This window comes from Amycolatopsis deserti (genome assembly GCF_014653945.1).
In the GTDB taxonomy this organism is placed as follows: Bacteria; Actinomycetota; Actinomycetes; order Mycobacteriales; family Pseudonocardiaceae; genus Amycolatopsis_E; species Amycolatopsis_E deserti.
Map to the genome: position 1 here is coordinate 313234 of NZ_BNAU01000008.1, position 23349 is coordinate 336582.

The window sequence follows — 23349 nt, forward strand, 5'->3', positions numbered from 1 at the left end:
TCGAAAAGCCTTTCAGTCGCGGGAGAGCTCGCCGTCGATCCTGCGCCACACGCCTTCCGGATTGCCGTCGCGCAGCACCGGGGGCAGCAGCGCGGCCGGCACGTCCTGGTAGGCCACCGGCCGCAGGAACCGCTCGATCGCGAGCGAGCCGACCGACGTCGTGCGGGAATCGGAGGTGGCCGGGAACGGGCCGCCGTGCACCATCGCGTGCCCGACCTCGACCCCGGTGGGCCAGCCGTTGAACAGGATCCGCCCCGCCTTGCGCTCCAGCACCGGCAGCAGCGCGGCGGCCAGCGGCTCATCGGCTTCCGAGGCGTGCACGGTCGCCGTCAGCTGCCCCTCCAGCGCACGCACCACGCCGAGCAGCTCAGCCTGGTCGGCGCACCGCACCACCAGCGAGGTCGCGCCGAACACCTCCTCCTGCAGCTCGGCGGTGAACCGCGACCCGTCGACCGTCAGCAGCGCCGCGCCACCACAGGCCGCCGCCGACCCGGCCTCGCCGCGCGCCAGTTCGGTAACCCCAGGCCGTCCGGCCAGCCGGTCCTGGCCGCTCGCGTACGCGCCGGCGATGCCCAGCGTCAGCATCGTCCCGCCCTGGTCCGCCCGCACCGCCTCCGCCGCCGCGAACAAGAACTCGTCCAGGCCAGGCCCCTCGACCGCCAGCACCAGACCCGGGTTCGTGCAGAACTGGCCCGCCCCCAGCGTCAGCGAGGCGACGAACGCCGCGCCCAGATCGGCACCGCGCGAAGCGAGCGCGTCCGGCAGCAGCACCACCGGGTTCACGCTGCTCATCTCGGCGTACACCGGGATCGGCTGGGGCCGGGAGGCCGCCGCGGAAGCCAGCGCCAGCCCCGCCCGGCGCGACCCGGTGAACCCGGCCGCCTGGATCCGCGGATCGGTCACCAGCCGCGTGCCCAGCTCCGGCCCGTCCCCTACGAGCAACGAGAACACGCCCTCGGGCAGCCCGCACGCCACCACTGCGGCCCGCACCGCGGACGCGACCAGCTCGGACGTGCCCAGGTGCGCGTCGTGCGCCTTCACCACGACCGGGCAGCCCGCCGCCAGGGCGGAGGCTGTGTCCCCGCCCGCGACGGAGAACGCCAGCGGGAAGTTGCTCGCGCCGAACACCGCGACCGGCCCGAGCGGCACCCGCCGCTGCCGGATGTCCGCACGCGGCAGGGGAGTGCGGTCCGGCTGGGCCGGGTCGATGCGTGCGCCGTGCCAGCTGCCCTCGCGCAGCGTCGCGGCGAACAGCCGCAGCTGCCCGGTGGTGCGGCCGACCTCGCCGGTCAGCCGTGCTTGCGGCAGGCCCGTCTCCAGCACCGCCCGCTCGACGATCGGCTCGGCCAGCGCACCGATCTCGTCCGCGATCCGCTCCAGGAACGCCGCCCGGGTCTCCGAGTCGGTGGCGCGGTAGACGTCGAACGCCTCCTCGGCCAGCGAAGCGGCCCGTGCGACCTCCGCCGCGCCGCCGTAGCGGTAGCCGGGCTCCAGCTCCTCGCCGGTGCGCGGGTCACGCGAGCGGACCTCCTTGCCGGAGCCGCTCACCCGCGCCGCCCCGACGAACATCTCCCCGGTCAGCATCCGGCCACCGTCTCGATCAGCGTGGTCAGCGCGGCCAGCTCGTCCGGCGTGAGGTCGGTCAGCGGCGGGCGGACCGGCCCGGCGGGGTGGCCGGTGGCGGTCATGCCGGCCTTGACGATGCTCACGGCGTATCCGGCCTTCCGGTTGCGGATCTCCACGTACGGCAGCACGAACTCCTTCAGCATGCGCCGCACCTCGTCCCGCTGCCCGGCCCGCACCGCGGCGTAGAAGGCCAGCGCGAACTCCGGCACGAAGTTGAAGATCGCCGACGAGTAGGTGGTGACGCCCAGCTCCAGGTAGGGCAGCGCGAACGTCTCGGCGGTGGGCAGGCCACCGATGTAGGTGAGGCGGTCGCCGAGCCGCGCGTGGATCTTGGTGATCGCCTCGACGTCGCCCACGCCGTCCTTGTACCCGACGAGGTTCGGGCAGTCCTCGGCCAGCGCGTCCACGGTTTCGGCGGTGTACTTGGCGTTGGCGCGGCTGTAGACGATCACGCCGAGCGAGGTGGCCGCGCACACCGCGCGCACGTGCTCGGCCAGGCCGTCCTGGGGCGCTTCGGTGAGGTAGGGCGGGAACAGCAGGATGCCGTCCGCGCCCGCCCGCTCGGCCGCGCGGGCGAACTCGACCGCCGCCGCCGTGCTCTGCCCGGCCGGGGCGACGATCGGCGTGCCCTCGGGGGCGCTGTCCACCGCGGCCCGCACCACGCGGTCCACTTCGGACGGGGTGAGCGAGAAGAACTCCCCGGTCCCGCCCGCGGCGAACAGCCCGGCCACCTCGTACTTGCCCAGCCGGGCGATGTTGTCGCGGTAGGCGGGCTCGTCGAAGTTCAGCTCGCGGTCGAAGTGCGTGACCGGGAACGACAGCAGGCCGGAGCCCAGCCGCCGGGCGAGCTCGGTCGGGGTGAACGTCATGACTTCTCTCCAACGGTCTCTCGGAGGGTTACCGGGGGCGCCACGACCCGGTCGCGGCGCAGGAACAGCACGAGGACGGCGGCGACCAGGCACGCGGCGGCCAGGGCGTACAGGCCCCAGGTCACCTCGCCGGTCGCCTCCTTGATCAGGCCGAAGCCGTAGGGCGCGACGAACCCGCCGAGGTTGCCCAGCGAGTTGATGATCGCCACCGCGGACGCCAGGGCCAGCGGGTGCACGCTGCCCTGCGGGATTGTCCAGAACAGCGGGCTGGCGCTCTTGAAGCCCATCGCCGCGACGCACAGGAACACCAGCGCGAGCACCGGCGAGACCACCGCCGCGAGGTAGGTGCCGGCCGCGGCGACGACGAGCGCGCCGATCAGCAGCGGCTTGCTGCGCCCCAGCTTGTCCGACGCGCGCCCGGTGAAGTACATCGCGACCACCGCGCAGATCCACGGCAGCGACGACAGCAGGCCGACGGTGATGTCGTTCGTGCCCTCGATGCGGCGGATGATGTTCGGCAGCCAGAACGTGTTCGCGTAGATGGACAGCTGGATCGCGAAGTAGATGACGCAGAAGACCAGGATCTGCGGCTGCACCAGCAGGCGCCAGCGCGACACCGACCCGCTCGCGGCGGTGAACCGGCGGGCCTCGTCCTCCTGCTCGATGGCCGCGACCAGGGCGTTCTGCTCGGGCCCGCTCAGCCACTTCGCGTCGGCGATCCGGCTGTCCAGCCGCGTGTAGGCGATCAGGCCGACCACGACCGACAGCAGGCCCTCCAGGCCGAACAGCCACTGCCAGCCGGCCGCGCCGAGGAAGCCGTGCAGCGACAGCAGCGGCCCGGACAGCGGGCCGGACACCGCGGCGGCGATCGAGGAGCCCGCGACGAACAGCGCGGTCGCCCGGCCGCGGTGCGACGAGGGCAGCCAGCGCGAGAAGAAGTAGATGATCGCCGGGAAGAACCCGGCCTCGGCGGCGCCGAGCAGGAACCGCAGCACGTAGAACGACGTGGGCCCCTGCACGAACGCCATCGCGGCGGACACCAGGCCCCAGCTGACCATGATGCGGGTCAGCCAGATCTTCGGCCCGTAGCGCTCCATCAGCATGTTGCTGGGCAGTTCGAAGATCGCGTAGGCGATGAAGAACAGGCCGGCGCCCAGGCCGTAGGCGGCCGCGCCGATGCCGACGTCGGCTTCCAGGTGCTCCTGGGCGTACCCGATGTTGGAGCGGTTGAGCTGGTTGCAGATCAGCATCACGACGAACAGCGGGACGACGCGGCGGAAGACCTTGCCGACCGCGGCGTCGAGCGGCCCGGCGGTGGGGAGGGAGGACATCGGTGACCTCTCGATGGACTGGGGATGTTCGGCTTCCCGACCGTAGGTGCCACCGGCGATACCAGTCCAACACCGTTGTTGCATCCGATGATACCTTCTCGGCATGGAGTTCTCGTTCGGCCAGCTCGAGGGCTTCGTCGCCGTCGCCGAGGAACGTCATTTCGGCCGCGCCGCCGAGCGCCTTTCCATGACCCAGCCGCCGCTGAGCAGGCAGATCCAGAAGCTGGAGCGGTCGGTCGGCGCGCAGCTGCTGGACCGCGACAGCCGCGGCGTGCGGCTCACCGCGGCCGGTGAGGCGTTCCTGGTCGACGCGCGGCGGCTGCTCGCGCTCGCCGGGCGCGCCCCCGACCTCGCGCGGCGCATCGCGGCGGGCGAGGCCGGCTCGATCCGCATCGGCTTCACCGGCGCTTCGGCCTTCGGGGTGCTCGGCCGGGTCCTCAACACGGTCGGCGGCCGGCTGCCGGACCTGCGCGTGGAACTGTCCGAAATGGTCACCGGCGAACAGGTCGCCGCGCTGGCCAACGGCGAGATCGACCTGGGCCTGGCGCGCCCGCCGTTCGACACCGAGACCTTCGCCTCCCGCCCGGTGCACCGGGAACGGCTCGTGCTGTGCGTGCCGGCGGGGCACCGGCTCGCCGGCGGCGGGCCGGTCGCCCCGGAGGACCTGGCGAACGAGCCGCTGATCATGCACTCGGCGGTCAAGGCGCGCTACTTCTACGACCTGGTGGTCGGGCTGGTGCCGATCGCGCACCGCAACGTGGTCCACGCGGTGAGCCAGATCCAGACGATGATCTGGCTGGTCGCCGCCGGCCGGGGCATCGCGTTCGTGCCCGAGTCGGCGACGCGGATGCGGATCGACGGGGTGGCCTGGCCCGAGCTCGGCGGGCTGCCGGACCGGCCGGTGGAGCTGCACCTGTTGTGGGCACGCGAGTCGGCGAACCCGGCACTGTCCACTGTGCTCACCGCGCTGGAGCCGCTCACCGCCGAGCTGACGTGAGCGATGCCGTGCCGGTATCACGCGATGTCCAAACAGTCTTGGACGGGAATCGATCCACCGCCCTAACCTCCTGACACACTCCAACGCAGGAGGACCACGATGTCGGAAACCGAGACGGCGCAGGCCGTGGCGCGCCCCGCGACCGGCCGCCGCCGCGTCCCCACCCGGTACCTCGTTCTCGCCCTGATCTTCATCATCACCGCGATCAACTACGCCGACCGCAGCAGCCTGTCGATCACCGGCAGCAGCCTGCAGGCCGACCTCGGCTTCAGCACCGTCCAGCTGGGTTACATCTTCTCCGCGTTCAGCTGGGCCTACGTGGTCGGGCAGCTGCCCGGCGGGATGCTGCTGGACCGCTTCGGCGCGCGCAAGATCTACGCGCTGAGCCTCGCGCTGTGGACCGTGGTCACCGCCGCGATCAGCCTGGTCGGCCTGATCACCACGCCCGTCCTGGTGGCCGTGACGATCGTGTTCGCGCTCCGGCTGCTGCTGGGCGTGTTCGAGTCACCGGCGTTCCCGGCCAACGCGCGCGTGGCGACCACCTGGTTCCCCACCGCCGAACGCGGCCGCGCCACCGCGGTGTTCAACTCCGCCCAGTACTTCGCCACCGCGTTGTTCGCCCCCGTGATGGGCTGGATCACGCACGAGTTCGGCTGGCGCTGGGTGTTCGTCATGCTCGGCGTGCTCGGGCTGACGCTCGCCGTCGTGTGGCTGCGCTGGATGGACTCGCCGCGCCGCCACCCGCGGGTGACTGAGGCCGAGCTGGAGACCATGACCACCGGCGGCGCCCTGGTCGACCTGGACGACGCGCGCACCCGCGCCGAACAGCGCGCCCCATTGGACCGCCGCACGATCGCGCGGATCTTCTCCACCCGCCCGCTGTGGGGCGTCTACCTGTCGCAGTACGCGGTCAACGCGCTGACCTACTTCTTCATCACGTGGTTCCCGGTCTACCTGGTCAAGGGCCGCGGGTTGTCGTTGCTGGAGGTCGGGTTCGTGGCCGCGCTGCCCGCGCTGTGCGGGTTCGCCGGCGGGCTGGTCGGCGGGTTCGCCTCGGACGCCTTGCTGCGCCGGGGCAAGTCGCTGACCGCGGCACGCAAGATCCCGTCGGTGATCGGCATGGTGCTGGCGACCAGCATCGCGTTGTGCAGCCTGACCGACAGCAGCGCGCTGATCATCGCGATCATGACGCTGGCGTTCTTCGGCAAGGGCGTCGGTTCGCTGGGCTGGGCCATCACCACCGACATCGCGCCGCCGCAGGCGACCAGTTTCGTCAGCTCGACGATGAACGCGTTCGGCAACGCGGCCGGGATCGTCACGCCCATCGTCATCGGCTACACCGTGCAGGCCACGGGTTCGTTCAACACCGCGCTGTGGTTCGTCGCCGCGCACGGCGTGCTGGCCCTCGTCGGGCTCGCCGTGATGGGGAAGATCCGCCGCATCGAGTTCGACACCAGGGAGCAGACCGCATGAGCGCGACCCTCGACCGCATCACCCGCGTCCGGATCTCGTCGGTGACGCTGCCGCTGGCGACCCCGGTCAGCGACGCGAAAGTCCTCACCGGACGGCAGAAACCGATGACCGAGGTGGCGATGCTGTTCGCCGAGATCACCACCGAGAACGGGCTGGAGGGCGTCGGGTTCAGCTACTCGAAACGGGCCGGCGGGCCGGGCCAGTTCGCGCACGCCCGCGAGATCGCGCCGGTGCTGCTCGGCGAGGATCCCAGCGACATCGCCAAGATCTGGGACAAGCTGGTGTGGGCCGGTGCGTCGGTGGGACGCAGTGGCTTGCCGGTGCAGGCGATCGCGGCGTTCGACGTGGCGCTGTGGGACCTCAAGGCGAAGCGGGCCGGGCTGCCGCTCGCGAAACTGCTGGGCGCGCACCGGGATTCGGTGCGCTGCTACAACACTTCCGGCGGGTTCCTGCACTCGCCGATCGAGGAGGTGGTCGACCGCGCGGCCGCGGCCGTCGAGCGGGGCATCGGCGGGATCAAGATCAAGGTGGGCCACCCGTCGCACGAGGTCGACCTGGCCCGCGTGACGGCGGTGCGGGACAAGATCGGCGACGTCCCGCTGATGGTCGACGCGAACCAGCAGTGGGACCGCGCCGCGGCGCGCCGCATGTGCCGCGCGCTGGAGCCGCTGGACCTGGTGTGGATCGAGGAGCCGCTGGACGCCTACGACTTCGAGGGGCACGCCCAGCTGTCGGCGGCGTTCGACACCCCGATCGCGACGGGCGAGATGCTCGCGAGCGCGGGGGAGCACGCCGAGCTGATCCGGGCCCGTGGCGCGGACATCGTGCAGCCGGACGCGCCGCGCGTCGGGGGCATCACGCAGTTCCTGAAGGTCATGGCCCTGGCCGACCACGCGCACCTGGGGCTGGCGCCGCACTTCGCGATGGAGATCCACATCCACCTGGCGGCTGCCTATCCGCGCGAGCCGTGGGTCGAGCACTTCGAATGGCTGGACCCGCTGTTCGACGAGCACCTGGAAATCGCGGACGGCCGCATGCACCTGTCCGGACGCCCCGGCCTGGGCGTGACGATCAGCGAGCAGGCCCGAGCCTGGACGGTGGCCCGCGACGAGGTGCACGCTTAGCGCGCCAGCTCCTCGGCCCAGGCGGTCACCGTGATCTCACCCGTCGTGCCGAGGTCGGTCTCCACCGGCAGGCGCTGCGGCGCCTCCCCGGGCCTGGAGGCGACACCGAGCGCCGAGCCGGTCAGCACCTCGCCGTCGGTCACCGTGTTCGCCCAGGACACCACCGAGACCAGGGACTTCCCCGGTGCCAGCGTGAAGGTCCCGGGGCCGGGGTCGATCGCCATGTAGGACGTGCCCCGCTCCACCGGGACGTCCAGCCCCCGGCCCTCCGGGCCGAGGACCTGGACGTCCGGGTAGCCGGACACCGCGCGGGTGGCGGTCCCGCAGTTGGTGAGCGTGAGCACGAACCCTCGGTGCCCCAGCGCCGCGTCGACCGGGCCCGCGTCGTAGTGGGCGCACTCCGCGGGCGGCGGTGGCGGAGGCTGCGGCGCGGGCGCCGAACACGCCGCGACGCACACCAGAACGGGCAGCACGAACCGGAATCCCCCCATGCGGGCCAGGTTACCGCTCGAACGCGGCCACCGGTCCGGCGAGGCCCGCCTTCACCCCGCGGCTCAGCTCGTCGCCCAGCACCTCCTCCTGCCCGCTCTCCACCGCGTCCAGGATCTGCCGCGCGAGGTCCTCCGGCGCCACCTTCGGGCCGTTCACGTGCGCGGCCATGTCGGTGTCCAGGTAGCCCACGTGCACGCCGACCACCAGCGTGCCCTGGCCGCGCAGCTCCCACCGGGCCGAGTTGGTGAACGACCACGCGGCCGCCTTCGCCGCGCTGTAGTCCGCGGTGATCGGCGGCGCGAGCCAGGACAGCACCGACAGCACGTTGACCAGCGCGCCCCCGCCGTTGCGGCCGAGGACCGGTGCGAACGCGCGGGACACGTGGACCGGGCCGAAGAAGTTGGTCTCCAGCACCGCCCGGGCCGCGTCCAGGTCCGGCGCGGTGAGCAGCGAACCGTTGCTGCCGATGCCCGCGTTGTTGACCACCAGCGTGGCGTCGGAAGCCAGCTCCGCCGCCGCGGCGACCGACGCGGGATCGGTGACGTCGAGCCGGACCGGTGTCAGGCGGGGATCGGTGATGCTCCGTGGATCCCGGGCCCCGGCGTAGACGGTTTTCGCGCCGCGGTCGAGCAAGGCGGTGGCGAGCACGCGGCCGAGGCCGCGGTTGGCGCCCGTCACGAGCGCGATCGAACCGGTGATGTCCACGTCAGAGCCTTTCGATGATGGTGGCGTTGGCCGTGCCGCCCGCCTCGCACATGGTCTGCAGACCGAACCGGCCGCCGGTGCGCTCCAGCACGCCGAGCAGGGTGGTGGCCAGCCGCGCGCCGCTCGCGCCCAGCGGGTGGCCGATGGCGATCGCGCCCCCGTCGACGTTGACCTTCGCCGGGTCGGCGCCGGTCTCGGCGAGCCAGGCGAGCACGACCGAGGAGAACGCCTCGTTCACCTCGAACGCGTCTATGTCTGAAATGGACAGTCCGGCGCGGGCGAGTACCTTCGCGGTGGCCGGGATGATCCCGGTCAGCATGTAGACGGGATCGTCGCCGGTGACCGTCGCGGTGTGGATCCGCGCCCGGGGCCGCCACCCGCGCTGCCGCGCGATCTCGCTGGTGGTGAGCACGAGCGCGGCCGCGCCGTCGTTGACCGGGCTGGAGTTGCCCGCGGTCACCTTCCAGTCGATCTCGCCGAACCGCTCGGTCCAGTGGTCGTGCGCGAACGCCGGACGCAACCCGGCCAGCACCTCGAGGGTGGTGCCGGGCCGGATCGTCTCGTCGGCGTCGAGCTGGGTGACCGTGCCGTCGGCGGCGGTCACCTTCAGCGGCGCGACCTGGCCGGCGAAGTGCCCGTCGCGCCACGCGGCGGCCGCCCGCTGGTGGCTGGTGACGGCGAACTCGTCGAGCTGGGTGCGGGACAGGTTCCACTTGCGGGCGATCAGCTCGGCGGCCACCCCCTGCGGGATGAGCCCGCCGGGGTAGCGCCGGTCGACCGACGGGCCCCAGACGTCGGCGCGGACGCCGTCGACGTTGGCCGAGCTGCCGATCGGCACGTGGCTCATCGACTCGACGCCGGAGGCGAGGACGATGTCGTAGGCGCCGGCGACGATCCCCTGCGCGGCGAAGCTGATCGCCTGCTGGCTGCTGCCGCACTGCCGGTCGACGGTGACGCCGGCGACCGACTCGGGGAAGCCCGCGGCCAGCGCCGCGAACCGGGTGGTGTTGCCGCTCTGCTCGCCGACCTGGCCGACGGCGCCGCCGATGACGTCGTCGATCTCGGCCGGGTCGAGGCCCGGCACGCGTTCCACGGCGCTGCGCAGCACGTGCGCGTGCAGCTCGACGGGGTGCACCGCGGCGTACGCGCCGGTCGGCTTGCCCTTGGCGACGGGGGTGCGGACGGCCTCGACGATGACGGCGTCCCTCATTGGCGTGCTCCCTTCTGGCGGACCGATCGGTCCCGGACCGATCGGTCCGAGCATGCGCCGCTGATCACACGGCTGTCAACAGCGGGCGGACCGATCGGTCCGTTATCCTCGACACATGGCACGCACGGCAGCACCGGGAACGCGCGAGCGGATCCTCGACGTCGCGGGCGCGCTCTTCTACACCGAAGGGGTCCGCGCGGTCGGGATGAGCCGGATCATCGGCGAGGTCGGCTGCGGGAAGAACCTGCTCTACGCGCACTTCCCGAGCAAGACCGACCTGGTCGCGGCCTACCTCGGCCGGTTCCGCGAGCGACGGGACCGCGCCGAGGCGCAAGCGCTGCGCGAAGCGGGCGACGATCCGGGCGAGCAGTTGGTGGCGCTGGTGGCCGAGATCGCCGGACGGCTGCGGCGGCCGGACTTCCGCGGCTGCCCGTTCCGCAACCTGCTGACCGAGTTCCCGGCCGGGGACGAGCTGCCGGAGCGGATGGCGCGCGAGTACCTGGCCCAGACCCGCGAGCTGGTCGGACGCCTGGCGGGGGAGACCGGTGTGCCCGACCGGGAGGGGCTGGCGGACCGGATCTGGCTGATCATCGACGGCCTCTACGCGAGCGAGTTCCGGGAGCGCGCCGCGGAAGTGGCACCGGCGATGGTCCGGGAGGCGATCACGGCCGCGCGGGATGCCCGCACGCCGACCGTATAACGACCTATACCCGGCGCCTCAGGAGCGCGCGGTGGTCGCCGGCCTGGTGTCCGATGTGGAGGGCGTGCAGGTGCTCAACGGCGACGTTCACCCCGCCGACACCAGGTTCGCCAGCTTGTCCAGCGACTCGTCCAGTCGCCGTTCGACGTCTTCGGCCGCCTGGCCGCCGTGGTTGGCCGGCTGGTCGCCGTGGAAGGACAGGTGCAGGGTGGCGTAGCTGGACCCGCCCTCGGCCGAAGACACCTGCAGCCACCCGCTGTAGTCCGCGCTGCCGCGGCGGCCCCACTCCAGCCGCAGCTGCTCGCGGCGCGCGCCCAGCACCCCGGGCGCCTCGTACTCGCCGGCCGGGTCGTGCACGTCCACGTCCAAGCCCTCCGGCTCGGCCGGGTGGACGGTGATCACGCCGGGCAGCCACTCGTCGAGCCGGTTCACGTCGGCGGCCACGGTGAACACCCGCTCCGCCGGGGCCGGCATGGCGCGTTCGCGTTCGAACTCGGTCATGTCCCGCGGGCTACCCGGCGCGGCCCGGTGTACACCCAGCGGCCGTCCACGCGGGTGAACTCGCTGTCCTCGTGCAGCGAACCCGGCCCCGCGGCGTCCCGGTAGTGGGCGCGGAACTCGACGGTCCCGTGCGTGTGGAACGGGCTGCCGCCGGTGGTGGCGAGCACCTCCAGCCGCGTCCACCGCTGGCCCGGGTCGAGCCGGATCGTGGCCGGGCGCGTGTCCGGGTGCCAGCTGGCGAGCAGGTAGTCCACCTCGCCGACGGCGAACGCGCTGAACCGCGAGCGCATCAGCCGCTCGGCGGTCGGCGCCGCCGACTCGCGGCGGTGCAGTGGCGCGCAGCAGTTCTCGTACGTCTCACCCAGTCCGCAGGGACACCTCATGCCCGCGGATTGTCCTCGCTTGACGTGCGTCGGCGGCGCCTGGTACTCCTATATCAGAACTACTGATATAGAGGAGTCTTGATGAGCACAGCGGTCGGCAACGGGCGGGTCCGGACGGAACCCTGGGGCGACACGGTTCTGGTGGAGTTCGACGAGGGCATCGCCTGGGTCACGCTCAACCGGCCGGACAAGCGCAACGCCATGAACCCCACGCTGAACGACGAGATGGTGCGGGTGCTCGACCACCTGGAGGGCGACGACCGCTGCCGGGTCCTGGTCCTCACCGGCGCCGGCGAGTCGTTCTCGGCGGGCATGGACCTCAAGGAGTACTTCCGCGAGGTCGACGCGACCGGCAGCACGGCGGTGCAGATCCGGGTGCGCCGGGCCAGCGCGGAGTGGCAGTGGAAGCGGCTGGCGAACTGGAGCAAGCCGACGATCGCGATGGTCAACGGCTGGTGCTTCGGCGGTGCGTTCACCCCGCTGGTGGCCTGCGACCTGGCCTTCGCCGACGAGGACGCCCAGTTCGGGCTGTCCGAGGTCAACTGGGGCATCCCGCCGGGCGGCGTGGTCTCCCGTGCGCTCGCGGCGACCGTCCCGCAGCGCGACGCCCTGTACCACATCATGACCGGCGAGCCGTTCGACGGCCGTCGCGCCGCGGAGATGCGGCTGGTCAACGAGGCGGTGCCGGCCGACCGGCTGCGAGAGCGCACCCGCGAGGTGGCGCTGAAGCTGGCGTCGATGAACCAGGTGATCCTGCACGCGGCCAAGACCGGGTACAAGATCGCCCAGGAGATGCCGTGGGAGCAGGCCGAGGACTACCTCTACGCCAAGCTCGACCAGTCGCAGTTCGCGGACAAGGCCGGCGCCCGCGCCAAGGGCCTGACGCAGTTCCTCGACCAGAAGTCCTACCGCCCCGGCCTGAGCGCCTTCGACCCGGAGAAGTAGTGCGCAACCAGGGCCTGGGCTCGTGGCCGGTGCGCCGCGCCAGGATGAGCCCGCACGCGATCGCCGTCCGGCACGGGGGGACGGAGCTGACCTACGGCGAGCTGTCCCGCCGCGTCGCGCGGCTGGCCCGGGGGCTGCGAGGCGCCGGGGTCCGCCCCGGCGACCGGGTGGCCTTCCTCGGGCCCAACCACCCGGCCTACCTGGAGACCCTGTTCGCGTGCGGGCAGGCCGGCGCGGTGTTCGTGCCGCTGAACTTCCGGCTGACCGTGGCGGAACTGGACCACGCGCTGGCCGACTCCGGGTCGACGGTGCTGATCCACACGCCGGAGTACGCGGACACGGTCGCCGCGCTGGCCGGCGACCGGCTGCTGCGCGTGCCCGCCGGCGAGCTGGACGCCGAAGGCGACGAGCCGCTCGACCTGCCCGTCGGCCTGGACGACGTGTGCCTGCTGATGTACACCTCGGGCAGCACCGGACGGCCCAAGGCGGCGATGCTCACCCACGGCAACCTCACCTGGAACTGCGTCAACGTCCTGGTGGAGACCGATCTGGCGACCGGCGAGCGGGCCCTGGTCGCCGCGCCGCTGTTCCACGCCGCCGCCCTGGGCATGGTGTGCCTGCCCACCCTGCTCAAGGGCGGGACGGTGATCCTGCACTCGGCGTTCGACCCCGGTGCGGTGCTGTCCACAGTGGAACGGGACCGGGTCACGCTGATGTTCGGCGTGCCCACGATGTACCAGGCGATGGCCGCGCACGTCCGGTGGGACACCACCGACCTGTCCAGCGTGCGGACCCTGCTGTGCGGCGGCGCGCCGGTGCCGGCCGACCTGATCCGCCGGTACCTCGACCGCGGACTGGCCTTCGTGCAGGGCTACGGGATGACCGAGGCCGCGCCGGGCGCGCTGGTCCTGGACCGCGAGCACGTCGAGGAGAAGGTCGGCTCCGCGGGCGTGCCGTCGTTCTTCACCGACGTCCGGCTGGCCGGCCCGGCCGGGGAGCCGGTGCGGCCCGGGGAGAAGGGCGAGATCGTGGTCAGCGGGCCGAACGTGATGAAGGGCTACTGGAGCCGCCCGGACGCGACGGCGGAGGTGCTGCGCGACGGCTGGTTCCACTCCGGCGACGTGGCGACCGTGGACGGTGACGGCTACTTCCACGTGGTCGACCGGCTCAAGGACGTGATCATCTCGGGCGGCGAGAACATCTACCCGGCCGAGGTGGAGAACGAGCTGTACGGCTACCCCGGGGTGGAGGCGTGCGCGGTGATCGGGGTGCCGGACCCGCGCTGGGGCGAGGTGGGCAAGGCGGTCGTCGTGCCCGCACCCGGCAGCCGGATCGACCCCGGCGAGCTGCTGACCTGGCTGCGCACGCGCCTGGCCGGGTACAAGGTGCCCAAATCGGTCGAGTTCACCGATGCGCTGCCCACGACCGGTTCCGGCAAGATCCGCAAGGCCGAGGTCCGCCGCCGGTTCGGCTGATCGGGCGGCCGTCCCGGCGCGGGGCGGCTACGCTGGCGGCGGTGGACATCCGGGCGAGGAACGCGGTGACCGTGGCCGGACGGCCGGGCGGGCAGCCGATGCTGTTCGCCCACGGTTTCGGCTGCGACCAGGCGATGTGGCGGCTGATCACCCCCGCCTTCGAGCCGGACTACCAGCTGGTGCTGTTCGACCACGTCGGCGCGGGCGAATCCGACCTGGGCGCGTGGCGGCCCGAGCGCTACTGGACGCTGGACGGCTACGCCGACGACGTGCTGGAGATCTGCGCCGAGCTGGACCTCGAGGACGTGGTGTTCGTCGGCCATTCGGTCAGCTCGATGATCGGTGTGCTGGCCGCGGCCCGCGAGCCGGCCCGCTTCGCCGGCCTGGTCATGGTGTGCCCGTCGCCGTGCTACATCGACGACGACGGCTACACCGGCGGCTTCAGCCGGGCCGACATCGACGAGCTGCTGGAGTCCCTGGACAGCAACTACCTCGGCTGGTCGGCGGCGATGGCGCCGGTCATCATGGGCAACCCGGACCGCCCCGCGCTCGGCGCGGAGCTGACCAACAGCTTCTGCCGCACCGACCCGCTCATCGCCCGCGAGTTCGCGCGCGTCACGTTTCTGTCCGACAACCGGGACGACCTCGCGCGGGTGACCGTGCCCAGCCTCGTGCTGCAGAGCAGGCACGACGCGATCGCGCCGCTGCCGGTCGGGCAGTACGTGCACGACCGGCTGCCGGACAGCGAGCTGGTGGTGCTGGAGGTCAACGGGCACTGCCCGCACCTGAGCGATCCGGACCTGACGACGGCGGCGATCGGGGCGTTCCTGACCGGCCGCGGGACGCGGTGACCGAGCCGGAGGCACCGGCGCTGACCGGGGCCGACGCCGAGGACCTGTGGGACAACGCGCCCTGCGGGTACCTCTCGGCCCGGCCGGACGGGACGATCGTGCGGGTCAATGCGACCCTGCTCGGCTGGCTCGGCTACCGGGCGGGCGAGCTGGTCGGGCGCCGGTTCAGCGACCTGCTCACCGCGGGCGGGCGGCTCTACCACGAGACGCACTACGCGCCGCTGCTGCGGATGCAGTCCGAGGTGCGGGAGATCGCCCTCGACCTGGTCGCGGCCGACGGCTCGCGGCTGCCGGTGCTGGTCAACTCGACGTTGCGCGCCGGCCCGGACGGGGTCACCGGGATCCGGACCACGGTGTTCGACGCCCGCAACCGGCGGGCCTACGAGCGCGAGCTGCTCCGGGCTCGGCAGGAGGCCGACACCGAGCGCGAGCGGCTGGCCCGGTTGTCCCGGACCCTCCAGGAGACCCTGCTGCCGCCGGGCCTGCCCGAGGTGCCCGGGCTGCGCGCCGCCGGGTACTACCGGGCCGCGCCGACGCAGATGATCGGGGGCGACTTCTACGACCTGTTCCCGCTGAGCGCGGACCGGTGGGCGTTCTTCATCGGCGACGTCTGCGGCAAGGGCCCCGAGGCGGCCGTGCTCACCTCGCTCGCGCGCTACACGCTCCGGGCGGCCGCGGCGCGCGAGTCCGACCCGCGTGCGGTGCTGCACACGCTCAACGCCGTGCTGCTGCAGGACTACCGGGCACCCGCCGGCCGCTTCTGCACCGTCCTGTTCGGACTGATCGAACCGGACGGGGACGGGTTCCGGGTGGAGCTGGCCGGTGGTGGGCACCCGCCCGCGCTGCGGATCGCGGCGGACGCCTCGGTGCGCGCCCTGGACACGCCGGGCGGCCAGCTGATGGGTGTGCTGCCGGACGCCTCCGTGACGGCTGTCGGCACCCGGCTCGGGCCGGGGGACGCGCTGTTCCTCTACACCGACGGGCTGACCGAGGCCCGCGACCGGCGCGGCGCGCTCGTCGGCGAGGGCCGGCTGGCGTGCGCGGCGGCCGGGTTCGCCGGCCTGGACGCGGACGCGATCGTCGACCGACTCGGGCAGCTGTTGTCGGAGCTGGACGACGGGGTCGCCGACGACACGGCCGCGCTGGTGCTCACCGTGCCGCGCTGACCGCGACCGGCCGCCCACCAGGCCCGATTGTGGCTCATCGGGGCCGGTCGTGACACTCCGCTGATCAGGTGAACAGTGTTCTAGACACCCGAAGGTTTCCGGCTCCCGCCGAACGGCGGCTCGCACGTTGCTCCGGTCGGTCCTTTGTGGACGGCACGGCGGAAAGTGGCGCAGATCGCATCCAGAAAGCGTTTTCGCAGTTAGCGCCGGTGTGAACCGGTTGCTGCGAAGCGGTTCCGGGCGTGCGATCAGCGAAAAACCGGTGTCGTGGCAGCGAACCAGGATGACAGCGTCCGGTAGTGACTGACCGTGCGGCCAAGATCACTCCTCCAGCGGTACGTCTCGCCGGAAAGATGACGTTATGTTGGTCGGCGGTCTGTACCCCGCCTAGTCGAGCAGTCGCTCGCCAGACCGTCGGAGTGAGTGTGAACGTCGCCCCTGTGACCCTATTCGACCACGCCAGTAGACAGCTCGGAGAACTCTGCAGGGTGGCAGGCTTTCCGGACCACGACGGCGATCCCGTCGACGTCCTGCGGGAACTCCTCGGGGTCGCGGGCGCTCGCCCGCTGACCGAGCCCCCGCTGTGGCCTTCGGACGTCGCCGACGACGCGACCCCCGTGGAGTTCTCCGTCGCGTTCGACGCCGGCGGCGAGCGCGCCGTGCGGATCCTCGGTGAAACGATCCCGGAGAACCCCGGCCACGTGGCGAACATCCATGCCGCGAAGCGCTTTCTCACCCACATGGCGCAACGGTTCGATCTCCGGCTGGACCGGTTCGAAGCGGTCGAAGACCTGTTCCTCACCGAGCGGCCGCAGGGGAAGTTCACGCTCTGGTTCTCGGTGATCCTGCGTCCCGGCCGCGCCCCGGCGCTCAAGGTCTACTTCAACCCGCAGGTGCGCGGACAGTGCGCGGCCCCCGGGGTCGTCGCGGAAGGGCTGCGGCGCCTGGGGTTGAGCGACGCCTACGACACGGTCGCCGAGCACGCGCTGCGGCGTGGCGCCGCCGACCAGTTCTCGTTCTTCGCGCTCGACCTCGACGACGGCCCGCTGTCCCGGGTCAAGCTCTACATTTCACACGATTCGGCGGAATCGAGCACCGTGGAGCACGCGGCGCAGGCGGTCGAGGGCGTGGACCCGTTGCTGGTGCGGGAGTTCCTGACCAACGCCGGCGGCGGCACCGGCCCGTACGCCGGGCGCCCGCTGATCTCCAGCTACTCCTTCGTGGAGGCCGACTCGGGCCGCCCCGGCAACTACAGCCTCTACCTCCCGATCCGCGACTACGTCCCGGACGACGCGGCGGCGCGTGAGCAGGTGCTCGCCCACTTCGCGCGGGCCGGGCTGCCCGCCGCGGAGCTGGACCGGGCGATCGCGGCGGTCACCGACCGCCCGATGGCCGCGGGGGTGGGCCTGATCGCGCACGTCTCCCTGCGTCTCGGCCGGTTCGGCACCGGAACGACGGTATATCTTTCGTCGGAGGCCTACGCCGTGAACGCGCCCCGCACGCGGGTCGGCGCCACGGCCACGTTGTGAACTGGGAGGAAGAAGTCAGCATGAAGTCGTTCCCGCCGTACCGGGTCCAGGTTGTCAAGGAGATCCCGATCACGACCCGGCAGGAGCGGGAGGAGGCGCTGGCCCGCGCCGGCTACAACATGTTCGATCTGCCGGCGAACATGGTCACGATCGACCTGCTGACCGACTCCGGCACCGGCGCGGTGTCGGCCGCGCAGGAGGCCGGCGCCGCGGCGGCCGACCGGTCCTACGCCGGTTCGGACTCGTGGTTCCGGTTCAAGTCGGCGCTGGAGGACCTGACGTCGTTCCCGCACCTGTTCCCGGTCCACCAGGGCCGGGCGGCGGAGCGGATCCTGTTCTCCACCGCGCTGAAGCCGGGGCAGATCTCGCTGTCCAACACGCATTTCGACACCACGCGGGCGAACGTGGAGCTGGCCGGCGCGCAGGCACGCGACCTGCCGTGCCCGGAGGCGGCCGACCTGGACAGCCGGGATCCGTTCAAGGGCAACATCGACCTCGGCGCGCTCGAGGAAACGCTGTCCGGCCCGGATGGTTCCCGCGTCGGCCAGGTGCTCATCACGATCACCAACAACGGCGGCGGCGGGCAGCCGGTGTCGATGGCGAACCTGAAGGCCGTGCGCGCGCTGTGCGACCGGTTCGGGGTGCCGTTCTTCCTGGACGCGGCGCGGTTCGCGGAGAACTCGTGGCTGATCACCCAGCGCGAGGAGGGTTACGCGGGCAAGACGCCGAAGGAGGTCGCGCAGGAGACCTTCGCCCTCGCCGACGGTTTCGTCGCCAGCCTGAAGAAGGACGCGATCGCGCCGATGGGCGCGGCGATCGGCGTGCGGGATGAGAATCTGGCCAAGCAGTGCGAGGCGATCCTCATCGCGACCGAGGGTTTCCGCACCTACGGCGGCCTGGGCGGGCACGACCTGGAGCGGGTGGCGCAGGGGCTGCGGGAGGTCGTGGACCCGAACTACCTGCGCAACCGTGCCGAGGAGACCGCGCACTTCGCCCGGCTGATCAACGAGGCCGGGGTGGACATCGTGCAGCCGGCCGGGGTGCACGGCCTGTACCTCAACGCCGGGCGGCTGCTGCAGCACATGCCGCCGCACGGCTTCCCCGGGCACGCGCTGGCGTGCGAGCTGTACCTGGCGGGCGGCATCCGGTGCGCCGAACTGGGCTCGCTGTACCTGGGCACCTTCGACGACGAGCACAACCTGATCACCCCGGCGCCGTTCGAGCTGGTCCGGCTGGCCATCCCGCGGCGGACCTACACGCTCGCGCACCTGGAGTACGTGGCCGACGTCCTGGCGACGATCGCGAAGAACCCGGAGTCGGTGCCGGAGTACCGGGTCACGCACGCGCCGCAGTTGTTGCGGCACTTCAACTTGAAGTTGCGGCAGGTTTCGTAGCCGCTACGCGGGTTTTTGCGCTGCGCGCGGCTGGAAGCGCCGGCTTCGCTTCGCTACGCCCCGATTGAGGCCGCCGCCCCGATTTTTCATTGTTTCAACGGCCGAGCAGGGGTTGTCAAGGCGGGAAAGAGTACCTTGACAACCCCTGATCGGCCGCAGAACTGGGCTGTGGATCGGGAGCGGGGGAGGGCTGGTCGGCAAGGTGGTTGCTTTTCGTTGCCGGCTTGCGGACAGGCAGCCGGCAACGAAAAAACAACCACCCCACGAGCCACCCCTCTCCCGCAACCCGATCCCCAGCCAAATCGGTTGCCGAGCAGTCGGGTCAAGGTACTCTTTCCAGCCTTGACGCGACTTCTCGGCAACCGAACAATTGAAGATCGGGTTCGGGAGGGGCAGATCCGGGCGTAGCGAAGCGAAGCCGGCGCCTTCAGCCGCGCGCAGCGCAACCACGCGCGTAGAGCAAACGCGCGTAGCGCAAAAAGGCCACCCCCTCACCAAGAAGGGGTGGCCTTTCCACGTCCCGGACCGAAACCTCAGGCGCGCGCCAGCTCCGCGGACTCGGCGGGCAACCGGCTCATCGCGTACCGCACCAACCGGATCAGCGCCAGCTTGCTCGACTCCCGCGACCGCGCGTCGAAGAACATCACCGGCACCCCGGGGGCGATCGCCAGCGCCTTGCGGATCTCGTCCTCTTCGTAGTCGTCCGCGTCCTCGAAGCAGTTGACCGCCACGATGAACGGGATCTTGCGCCGTTCGAAGAAGTCGATCGCCGCGAAGCTGGAGTCCAGCCGCCGCGTGTCGACCAGCACCACGGTGCCGATGGCGCCCAGCGCGAGCTCGTCCCACATGAACCAGAACCGGTCCTGCCCGGGCGTGCCGAACAGGTACAGCACGGTCTGCGGGGAGATGGTGATGCGGCCGAAGTCCAGCGCGACCGTGGTCGTGGTCTTGCGTTCGACACCGGTGAGGTCGTCGACGCCCGTGCTGGCCTCCGTCATCACCTCCTCGGTGGACAGCGGGACGATCTCGCTCACCGACGCGACCATGGTGGTCTTGCCGGCGCCGAAACCACCCGCGATGACGATCTTCACCGGCGTCGGGATGACGCCGCCTTCTTCAGAGCTTGTTGAGGCCATCGAGCACCGCCTGGAGTAGTTCGCGATCGGGGGCCTTGGCGGGCTGCGACGGCGAACGGACGATCACGGCGCCCCGTTCGATCAGATCGCTGCACAACACCTTGACCACGGCGAGGGGGACCTTGACGTACACGGCAATTTCAGCGACCGACAACGGCCGCTGGCACAACTCGAGGATCGTCAGGTGTTCCGGGGTCAACCCGATCGGGTCGTGGTTGCCCCGGATGGCCATCACCTGCGTCGCCACGTCGAGCTTGATGTCGACGGACGGGATCCGGCCCCGGGTGATGGCGTAGGGCCGGATCAGCGGTCCGGCCGCTTCGTCGTACCACTGGTCGTCCGCCATCAGTTGTGCTCCGGAACGAACCTCGCGGCATCCCGGGGAGCCGACGTCATGTAGTCGCCGACGCGCTTGACGAGGCGGCTCATCTCGTAGGCGATCATCTCGACGTCCACCGTCTCCTCGGCGAGGATCGCCAGGCACGCGCCCTGACCGGCCGCGCACACGAAGAGGTAGCCCTCGGCCATCTCGATGAGGGTCTGCAGCACCGGGCCGCGCTGGAAGTGCTTGCTGGCGCCCTTGGCGAGGCTCTGCAGGCTGGAGGCGATCGCCGACAGCTGGTCGGAGTCGTCCTTGGACAGGTTCGCGGACTTGCCCATGAGCAGCCCGTCGGCCGAGAGGACCACGGCGTGCTGCGCCCCGACGACACGGTCGACCATGTCGTCGAGCAGCCAGTTCAGGTCGACCTTGGAGTTCTCGTTCTCGTTCATCGATGAGGTTCGACTTCCCTCTCAGTCAATGGTGGCCCGGGGGTCTTCCGGTGCGTCTGCGTCGCGCCCGCGGCGGGTTCCCTTGTGGAACGCCGAGAGCGTGTTGCGGGTCCGCCCGGAGAACTCGTGGTAATCGGTGGCGTCCGACTCCGGGTCGTCACGGAGCTGGGCGACGAGGTTGCGCTGCGGCTCGCGCTGCGGCAGCGGAGCCCGGGAGCGCTTGGGACGCGGCGAGGGGGTCGGCGACGGCGCGGGCTCCGGCTCGAACACCGAGATCGTCCGCACACCGGTGGTCTCGCCCGCCTTCTCCGGTTCCGGCTCGGCGTGCCGTCCCGAGGGGAGCTCCGCAGGGACCCGCCGAGCGGGCTCGGGGGCGCCGTTGTTCTCGTGTCGTCCCATACCGTTCGCTCCGGCCGGCACGCCGGTCTCCTCCTGCTCGTACGAGTCGGGCCCGGCGGTCGCCGGGGCGCCGCGGAACTCCGGATCGGCGTTCTCGGCGACCTGGTCGCCGTTGGCGAGCAGTGCCGACGGGATCAGGATCGTGGCGCGGGTGCCACCGTAGCGCGAGGAGTCGAACATGACCTTGAGGCCGAGCCGGGCCGCGAGCCGGGCGACGACGAAAAGGCCCAGGCTGGAGTCGGCTTTCAGGGCCATCGCGTCGAACTCGGGCGGTTCCGACATCATCCGGTTGGCCCATTCCCGGACGTCGTCCTTCATGCCCAGGCCCTGGTCGGCCACGTCCACCACGACGCCGCGCGCGACCAGCGTGGAGGTCATGTGGACCTGCGACCCGGGCGGGGAGAACGTGGTGGCGTTGTCGACCAGCTCGGCGACCAGGTGGATGGTGTCGGCCACCGCGGACCCGATGATCGCGACCTGCGGGACGTTCTCCACCTCGACGCGCGAGTAGTGCTCGGTCTCCGACACCGCGGCCCGCAGCACGTCCATCAGCCACACCGGCTTGCGCCAGCGGCGGCCCGGCTGCTTGCCGCCGAGGATGATCAGGTTCTCGGTGGTGCGGCGGGCGCGGGTGGCCAGGTGGTCGAGCTGGAACAGGCCCTTGAGCTGCTCCGGGTTCTCCTCGCGGCTTTCCATCCGGTCCAGGATCTGCAGCTGGCGGTGCACCAGGCCCTGGTTGCGGTGGGCGATGCCGAGGAACACGTTGTTGACACCGCTGCGCGCCTTGGCCTCGCTGGCCGCGGCCTGGACGGCGGTCAGCTGGGCGATGTTGAACGCCTCGGCCACCTGACCGATCTCGTCCTTGCCGTGGTCCAGCCGGGGCAGCTCGGCGCTGACGTCGACCGACTCGCCCTCCTTGAGCCGGTTCACGATGCTCGGCAGGCGGGTGCGGGCCAGCTCCAGCGAGTCGGTGCGCAGGCGCTCCAGGCGCGTCATCAGGGTCCTGTCGACCAGCGTGCGGGACACCCGGATGGCGACCCAGATCGAGGCGACCGCCGCGAGCAGGGCGGCGACGCTGCCGATGATCACCGTCCACAGGTTGACGTTGCCCTTGTCCAGCGCGGCGCCGGAGGCCAGCTCCGACTGCTCGACGGTCAGGTTGATCAGCCGCCCCGACACCTGCGTGGTGAGGTCGCGCCAGTCGTTCTCCCGCACGGTCAGGCCGCCGACGTTCTCGCGGAACGCGCCCGGCCCGTGCGTGATGATCGAGTTCTCCGCGGCGGCGAGGCGCTGCCACTCGTCGCTGGAGGTCAGTTCGCGGTAGCGCTGCCCGGCCTCGGGGGCCATGTAGCCGGCGATCTTCGCCAGCTGGGCGCGGTAGCTGCCGACGAGCTGGGCGAACTGCAGGTGGTCGGCCGGGGCGAACTGGCCGGAGGCGAACGCGCTGGAGGCCAGCGACGCGGCGCGCGACATCTGGTCCGAGGCGCGGAAGATGTCCACCGAGGTCATGCCGCCCTGGGTCGACTCGGCGTCGGGCACCAGGCGGGCCTGCGAGTCGAACAGGTCGGTCGAGGTGTCCAGCAGGCGGTTGTAGAAGTCGTTGACCTGCTCCTTGGAGATCGTGCGCAGGTTGATCTCCGCGCGGATGACCGGGAGCTGGTCGAGGCTGGACTCCATCTGGTTCATCCGCTGGCCGATCTCGTCCGGCACGAGGCTCTTCACCTCGGCCAGCGCGGACCGGAGGCTGGTCAGCGACTTGTCGATGGACTGCTGCTGCGCCTGCAGGTCGCGCAGGCCGACCTGGGGGCGTTCCAGGTAGACCAGGGACAGCTGGCGTTCCTGCTGGACGGCGCCGAGCGCGGTGACGGCGGGGATCGACACGTCCTGCACGGAGGAGGCCACCGTGCGCACGTAGATCGCGTCCACCAGGAAGTAGCCGGAGCCCGCGATCCACATCACGAGGAGCGCGATACTCGGGATCAGGACGGTTCCGGTCAGGCGCTTTCGAATCGACTTGTGGTGGCCTTCGCCTGACTTGTCATCTGTGTTTTTCACGACGCTCCACGAAATCCTGGGGACCGGGACGAAGACGGCGACGTCACGACAGAGTCGTATGCAACCACCCCTGTCAAGCCAGGGCTGTCGACAAATGCCCTCCCGGCGGCTCGGGGGTCGTTCTCACTCTGCGTCACAGTCACCGATCACTCGATAGATGCTCTGGTCGGACTGAAATCATGTCGTACGGCGTCCGCCACCGAGCCGCGACCCCCCG

General features: G+C 71.4%; 22 protein-coding genes. 10 read left to right on the forward strand and 12 right to left on the reverse strand.

Translation table 11 applies throughout. The features are described 5' to 3' along the window. Nucleotides 1–12: 12 nt before the first annotated feature. Genes IE290_RS30745 through IE290_RS30755 form a run of 3 tightly spaced genes read right to left on the reverse strand, consistent with a single transcriptional unit; the run spans nucleotide 13 to nucleotide 3826 of the window. Nucleotides 13–1584 carry an aldehyde dehydrogenase (NADP(+)) gene (locus tag IE290_RS30745; protein WP_191248200.1) on the reverse strand — a complete coding sequence of 524 codons (1572 nt, stop codon included), beginning with the start codon at nucleotides 1582–1584 and terminating at the stop codon, nucleotides 13–15. Further along, a complete protein-coding gene (kdgD, locus tag IE290_RS30750) occupies nucleotides 1578–2495 on the reverse strand; it encodes a 5-dehydro-4-deoxyglucarate dehydratase (protein WP_191248201.1) in 918 nt (305 codons plus the stop codon). The genes IE290_RS30745 and kdgD overlap by 7 nt, the downstream gene beginning before the upstream one ends. Then, nucleotides 2492–3826, reverse strand: coding sequence for an MFS transporter (locus IE290_RS30755; RefSeq protein WP_191248202.1), 1335 nt, complete (start codon nucleotides 3824–3826; stop codon nucleotides 2492–2494). Before IE290_RS30755 ends, kdgD begins: the two co-directional genes overlap by 4 nt. 103 nt (nucleotides 3827–3929) lie before the next feature. On the opposite strand from IE290_RS30755, the gene IE290_RS30760 reads away from it, so the two are divergent. From IE290_RS30760 to IE290_RS30770, 3 genes are all read left to right on the forward strand, one after another. Beyond that, nucleotides 3930–4823, forward strand: a complete 894-nt coding sequence (locus IE290_RS30760; RefSeq protein ID WP_191248203.1) for a LysR family transcriptional regulator — start codon at nucleotides 3930–3932, stop codon at nucleotides 4821–4823. Nucleotides 4824–4922: 99 nt separating this feature from the next. Further along, nucleotides 4923–6296 carry an MFS transporter gene (locus tag IE290_RS30765; protein WP_229874824.1) on the forward strand — a complete coding sequence of 458 codons (1374 nt, stop codon included), beginning with the start codon at nucleotides 4923–4925 and terminating at the stop codon, nucleotides 6294–6296. Then, nucleotides 6293–7420: an L-talarate/galactarate dehydratase gene (locus IE290_RS30770; protein WP_191248204.1), complete on the forward strand. Its 1128-nt coding sequence runs from the start codon at nucleotides 6293–6295 to the stop codon at nucleotides 7418–7420. The genes IE290_RS30765 and IE290_RS30770 overlap by 4 nt, the downstream gene beginning before the upstream one ends. On the opposite strand, the gene IE290_RS30775 is transcribed toward IE290_RS30770, so the two are convergent. Genes IE290_RS30775 through IE290_RS30785 form a run of 3 tightly spaced genes read right to left on the reverse strand, consistent with a single transcriptional unit; the run spans nucleotide 7417 to nucleotide 9827 of the window. Next, nucleotides 7417–7911, reverse strand: a complete 495-nt coding sequence (locus IE290_RS30775; protein WP_191248205.1) for a DUF4232 domain-containing protein — start codon at nucleotides 7909–7911, stop codon at nucleotides 7417–7419. The genes IE290_RS30770 and IE290_RS30775 overlap by 4 nt on opposite strands. A 10-nt stretch (nucleotides 7912–7921) precedes the next feature. Further along, entirely contained in the window at nucleotides 7922–8617 is a 696-nt protein-coding gene (locus tag IE290_RS30780; RefSeq protein WP_191248206.1) for an SDR family oxidoreductase, read from the reverse strand. Nucleotide 8618: 1 nt separating this feature from the next. Next, nucleotides 8619–9827 (reverse strand): thiolase family protein, encoded by a 1209-nt coding sequence (locus IE290_RS30785; RefSeq protein ID WP_191248207.1) that lies wholly within the window; start codon nucleotides 9825–9827, stop codon nucleotides 8619–8621. Between the two features lie 115 nt (nucleotides 9828–9942). Between IE290_RS30785 and IE290_RS30790 the strand changes: the two genes are divergently transcribed. Then, a complete protein-coding gene (locus tag IE290_RS30790; protein WP_191248208.1) occupies nucleotides 9943–10527 on the forward strand; it encodes a TetR/AcrR family transcriptional regulator in 585 nt (194 codons plus the stop codon). An 87-nt stretch (nucleotides 10528–10614) separates the two neighbouring features. On the opposite strand, the gene IE290_RS30795 is transcribed toward IE290_RS30790, so the two are convergent. Both IE290_RS30795 and IE290_RS30800 read right to left on the reverse strand, forming a co-directional pair. Further along, nucleotides 10615–11028 carry an SRPBCC family protein gene (locus IE290_RS30795; RefSeq protein ID WP_191248209.1) on the reverse strand — a complete coding sequence of 138 codons (414 nt, stop codon included), beginning with the start codon at nucleotides 11026–11028 and terminating at the stop codon, nucleotides 10615–10617. Beyond that, complete coding sequence (locus IE290_RS30800; RefSeq protein ID WP_191248210.1) at nucleotides 11025–11411, reverse strand: YchJ family protein; 387 nt, start codon at nucleotides 11409–11411, stop codon at nucleotides 11025–11027. Before IE290_RS30800 ends, IE290_RS30795 begins: the two co-directional genes overlap by 4 nt. Nucleotides 11412–11492: 81 nt before the next feature. On the opposite strand from IE290_RS30800, the gene IE290_RS30805 reads away from it, so the two are divergent. The 6 genes from IE290_RS30805 (at nucleotide 11493) to IE290_RS30830 (ending at nucleotide 18771) form a co-directional block, all read left to right on the forward strand. Then, nucleotides 11493–12356, forward strand: coding sequence for a p-hydroxycinnamoyl CoA hydratase/lyase (locus IE290_RS30805; protein ID WP_191248211.1), 864 nt, complete (start codon nucleotides 11493–11495; stop codon nucleotides 12354–12356). Further along, entirely contained in the window at nucleotides 12356–13831 is a 1476-nt protein-coding gene (gene fcs / locus IE290_RS30810) for a feruloyl-CoA synthase (protein ID WP_191248212.1), read from the forward strand. The genes IE290_RS30805 and fcs overlap by 1 nt, the downstream gene beginning before the upstream one ends. Nucleotides 13832–13872: 41 nt before the next feature. Beyond that, nucleotides 13873–14682, forward strand: coding sequence for an alpha/beta fold hydrolase (locus IE290_RS30815; RefSeq protein WP_308431393.1), 810 nt, complete (start codon nucleotides 13873–13875; stop codon nucleotides 14680–14682). Continuing rightward, a complete protein-coding gene (locus IE290_RS30820; protein WP_191248213.1) occupies nucleotides 14679–15848 on the forward strand; it encodes a PP2C family protein-serine/threonine phosphatase in 1170 nt (389 codons plus the stop codon). Before IE290_RS30815 ends, IE290_RS30820 begins: the two co-directional genes overlap by 4 nt. 488 nt (nucleotides 15849–16336) lie before the next feature. Further along, nucleotides 16337–17377, forward strand: a complete 1041-nt coding sequence (locus tag IE290_RS30825; protein ID WP_191248214.1) for a tryptophan dimethylallyltransferase family protein — start codon at nucleotides 16337–16339, stop codon at nucleotides 17375–17377. Between the two features lie 20 nt (nucleotides 17378–17397). Then, a complete protein-coding gene (locus IE290_RS30830) occupies nucleotides 17398–18771 on the forward strand; it encodes a tryptophanase (protein WP_191248215.1) in 1374 nt (457 codons plus the stop codon). A 533-nt stretch (nucleotides 18772–19304) separates the two neighbouring features. On the opposite strand, the gene IE290_RS30835 is transcribed toward IE290_RS30830, so the two are convergent. Genes IE290_RS30835 through IE290_RS30850 form a run of 4 tightly spaced genes read right to left on the reverse strand, consistent with a single transcriptional unit; the run spans nucleotide 19305 to nucleotide 23033 of the window. After that, nucleotides 19305–19907, reverse strand: a complete 603-nt coding sequence (locus IE290_RS30835; RefSeq protein ID WP_191248216.1) for a GTP-binding protein — start codon at nucleotides 19905–19907, stop codon at nucleotides 19305–19307. Beyond that, entirely contained in the window at nucleotides 19888–20253 is a 366-nt protein-coding gene (locus IE290_RS30840) for a DUF742 domain-containing protein (protein WP_017983332.1), read from the reverse strand. Before IE290_RS30840 ends, IE290_RS30835 begins: the two co-directional genes overlap by 20 nt. Next, nucleotides 20253–20678 (reverse strand): roadblock/LC7 domain-containing protein, encoded by a 426-nt coding sequence (locus IE290_RS30845; RefSeq protein ID WP_017983331.1) that lies wholly within the window; start codon nucleotides 20676–20678, stop codon nucleotides 20253–20255. The genes IE290_RS30840 and IE290_RS30845 overlap by 1 nt, the downstream gene beginning before the upstream one ends. 21 nt (nucleotides 20679–20699) lie before the next feature. Beyond that, the gene (locus tag IE290_RS30850) at nucleotides 20700–23033 is read right to left on the reverse strand and encodes a sensor histidine kinase (protein ID WP_229874828.1); all 2334 of its coding nucleotides are present in this window, start codon (nucleotides 23031–23033) and stop codon (nucleotides 20700–20702) included. Nucleotides 23034–23349 lie beyond the last annotated feature (316 nt).

Excerpts from the sequence above, each read along its gene's own strand:
- IE290_RS30745 (WP_191248200.1), bottom strand. The coding sequence starts at position 1,584 with ATGCTGACCGGGGAGATGTTCGTCGGGGCGGCGCGGGTGAGCGGCTCC.
- kdgD (WP_191248201.1), bottom strand. The coding sequence starts at position 2,495 with ATGACGTTCACCCCGACCGAGCTCGCCCGGCGGCTGGGCTCCGGCCTG.
- IE290_RS30755 (WP_191248202.1), bottom strand. The coding sequence starts at position 3,826 with ATGTCCTCCCTCCCCACCGCCGGGCCGCTCGACGCCGCGGTCGGCAAG.
- IE290_RS30760 (WP_191248203.1), top strand. The coding sequence starts at position 3,930 with ATGGAGTTCTCGTTCGGCCAGCTCGAGGGCTTCGTCGCCGTCGCCGAG.
- IE290_RS30765 (WP_229874824.1), top strand. The coding sequence starts at position 4,923 with ATGTCGGAAACCGAGACGGCGCAGGCCGTGGCGCGCCCCGCGACCGGC.
- IE290_RS30770 (WP_191248204.1), top strand. The coding sequence starts at position 6,293 with ATGAGCGCGACCCTCGACCGCATCACCCGCGTCCGGATCTCGTCGGTG.
- IE290_RS30775 (WP_191248205.1), bottom strand. The coding sequence starts at position 7,911 with ATGGGGGGATTCCGGTTCGTGCTGCCCGTTCTGGTGTGCGTCGCGGCG.
- IE290_RS30785 (WP_191248207.1), bottom strand. The coding sequence starts at position 9,827 with ATGAGGGACGCCGTCATCGTCGAGGCCGTCCGCACCCCCGTCGCCAAG.
- IE290_RS30790 (WP_191248208.1), top strand. The coding sequence starts at position 9,943 with ATGGCACGCACGGCAGCACCGGGAACGCGCGAGCGGATCCTCGACGTC.
- IE290_RS30795 (WP_191248209.1), bottom strand. The coding sequence starts at position 11,028 with ATGACCGAGTTCGAACGCGAACGCGCCATGCCGGCCCCGGCGGAGCGG.
- IE290_RS30800 (WP_191248210.1), bottom strand. The coding sequence starts at position 11,411 with ATGAGGTGTCCCTGCGGACTGGGTGAGACGTACGAGAACTGCTGCGCG.
- IE290_RS30805 (WP_191248211.1), top strand. The coding sequence starts at position 11,493 with ATGAGCACAGCGGTCGGCAACGGGCGGGTCCGGACGGAACCCTGGGGC.
- IE290_RS30830 (WP_191248215.1), top strand. The coding sequence starts at position 17,398 with ATGAAGTCGTTCCCGCCGTACCGGGTCCAGGTTGTCAAGGAGATCCCG.
- IE290_RS30835 (WP_191248216.1), bottom strand. The coding sequence starts at position 19,907 with ATGGCCTCAACAAGCTCTGAAGAAGGCGGCGTCATCCCGACGCCGGTG.
- IE290_RS30840 (WP_017983332.1), bottom strand. The coding sequence starts at position 20,253 with ATGGCGGACGACCAGTGGTACGACGAAGCGGCCGGACCGCTGATCCGG.
- IE290_RS30845 (WP_017983331.1), bottom strand. The coding sequence starts at position 20,678 with ATGAACGAGAACGAGAACTCCAAGGTCGACCTGAACTGGCTGCTCGAC.
- IE290_RS30850 (WP_229874828.1), bottom strand. The coding sequence starts at position 23,033 with ATGTGGATCGCGGGCTCCGGCTACTTCCTGGTGGACGCGATCTACGTG.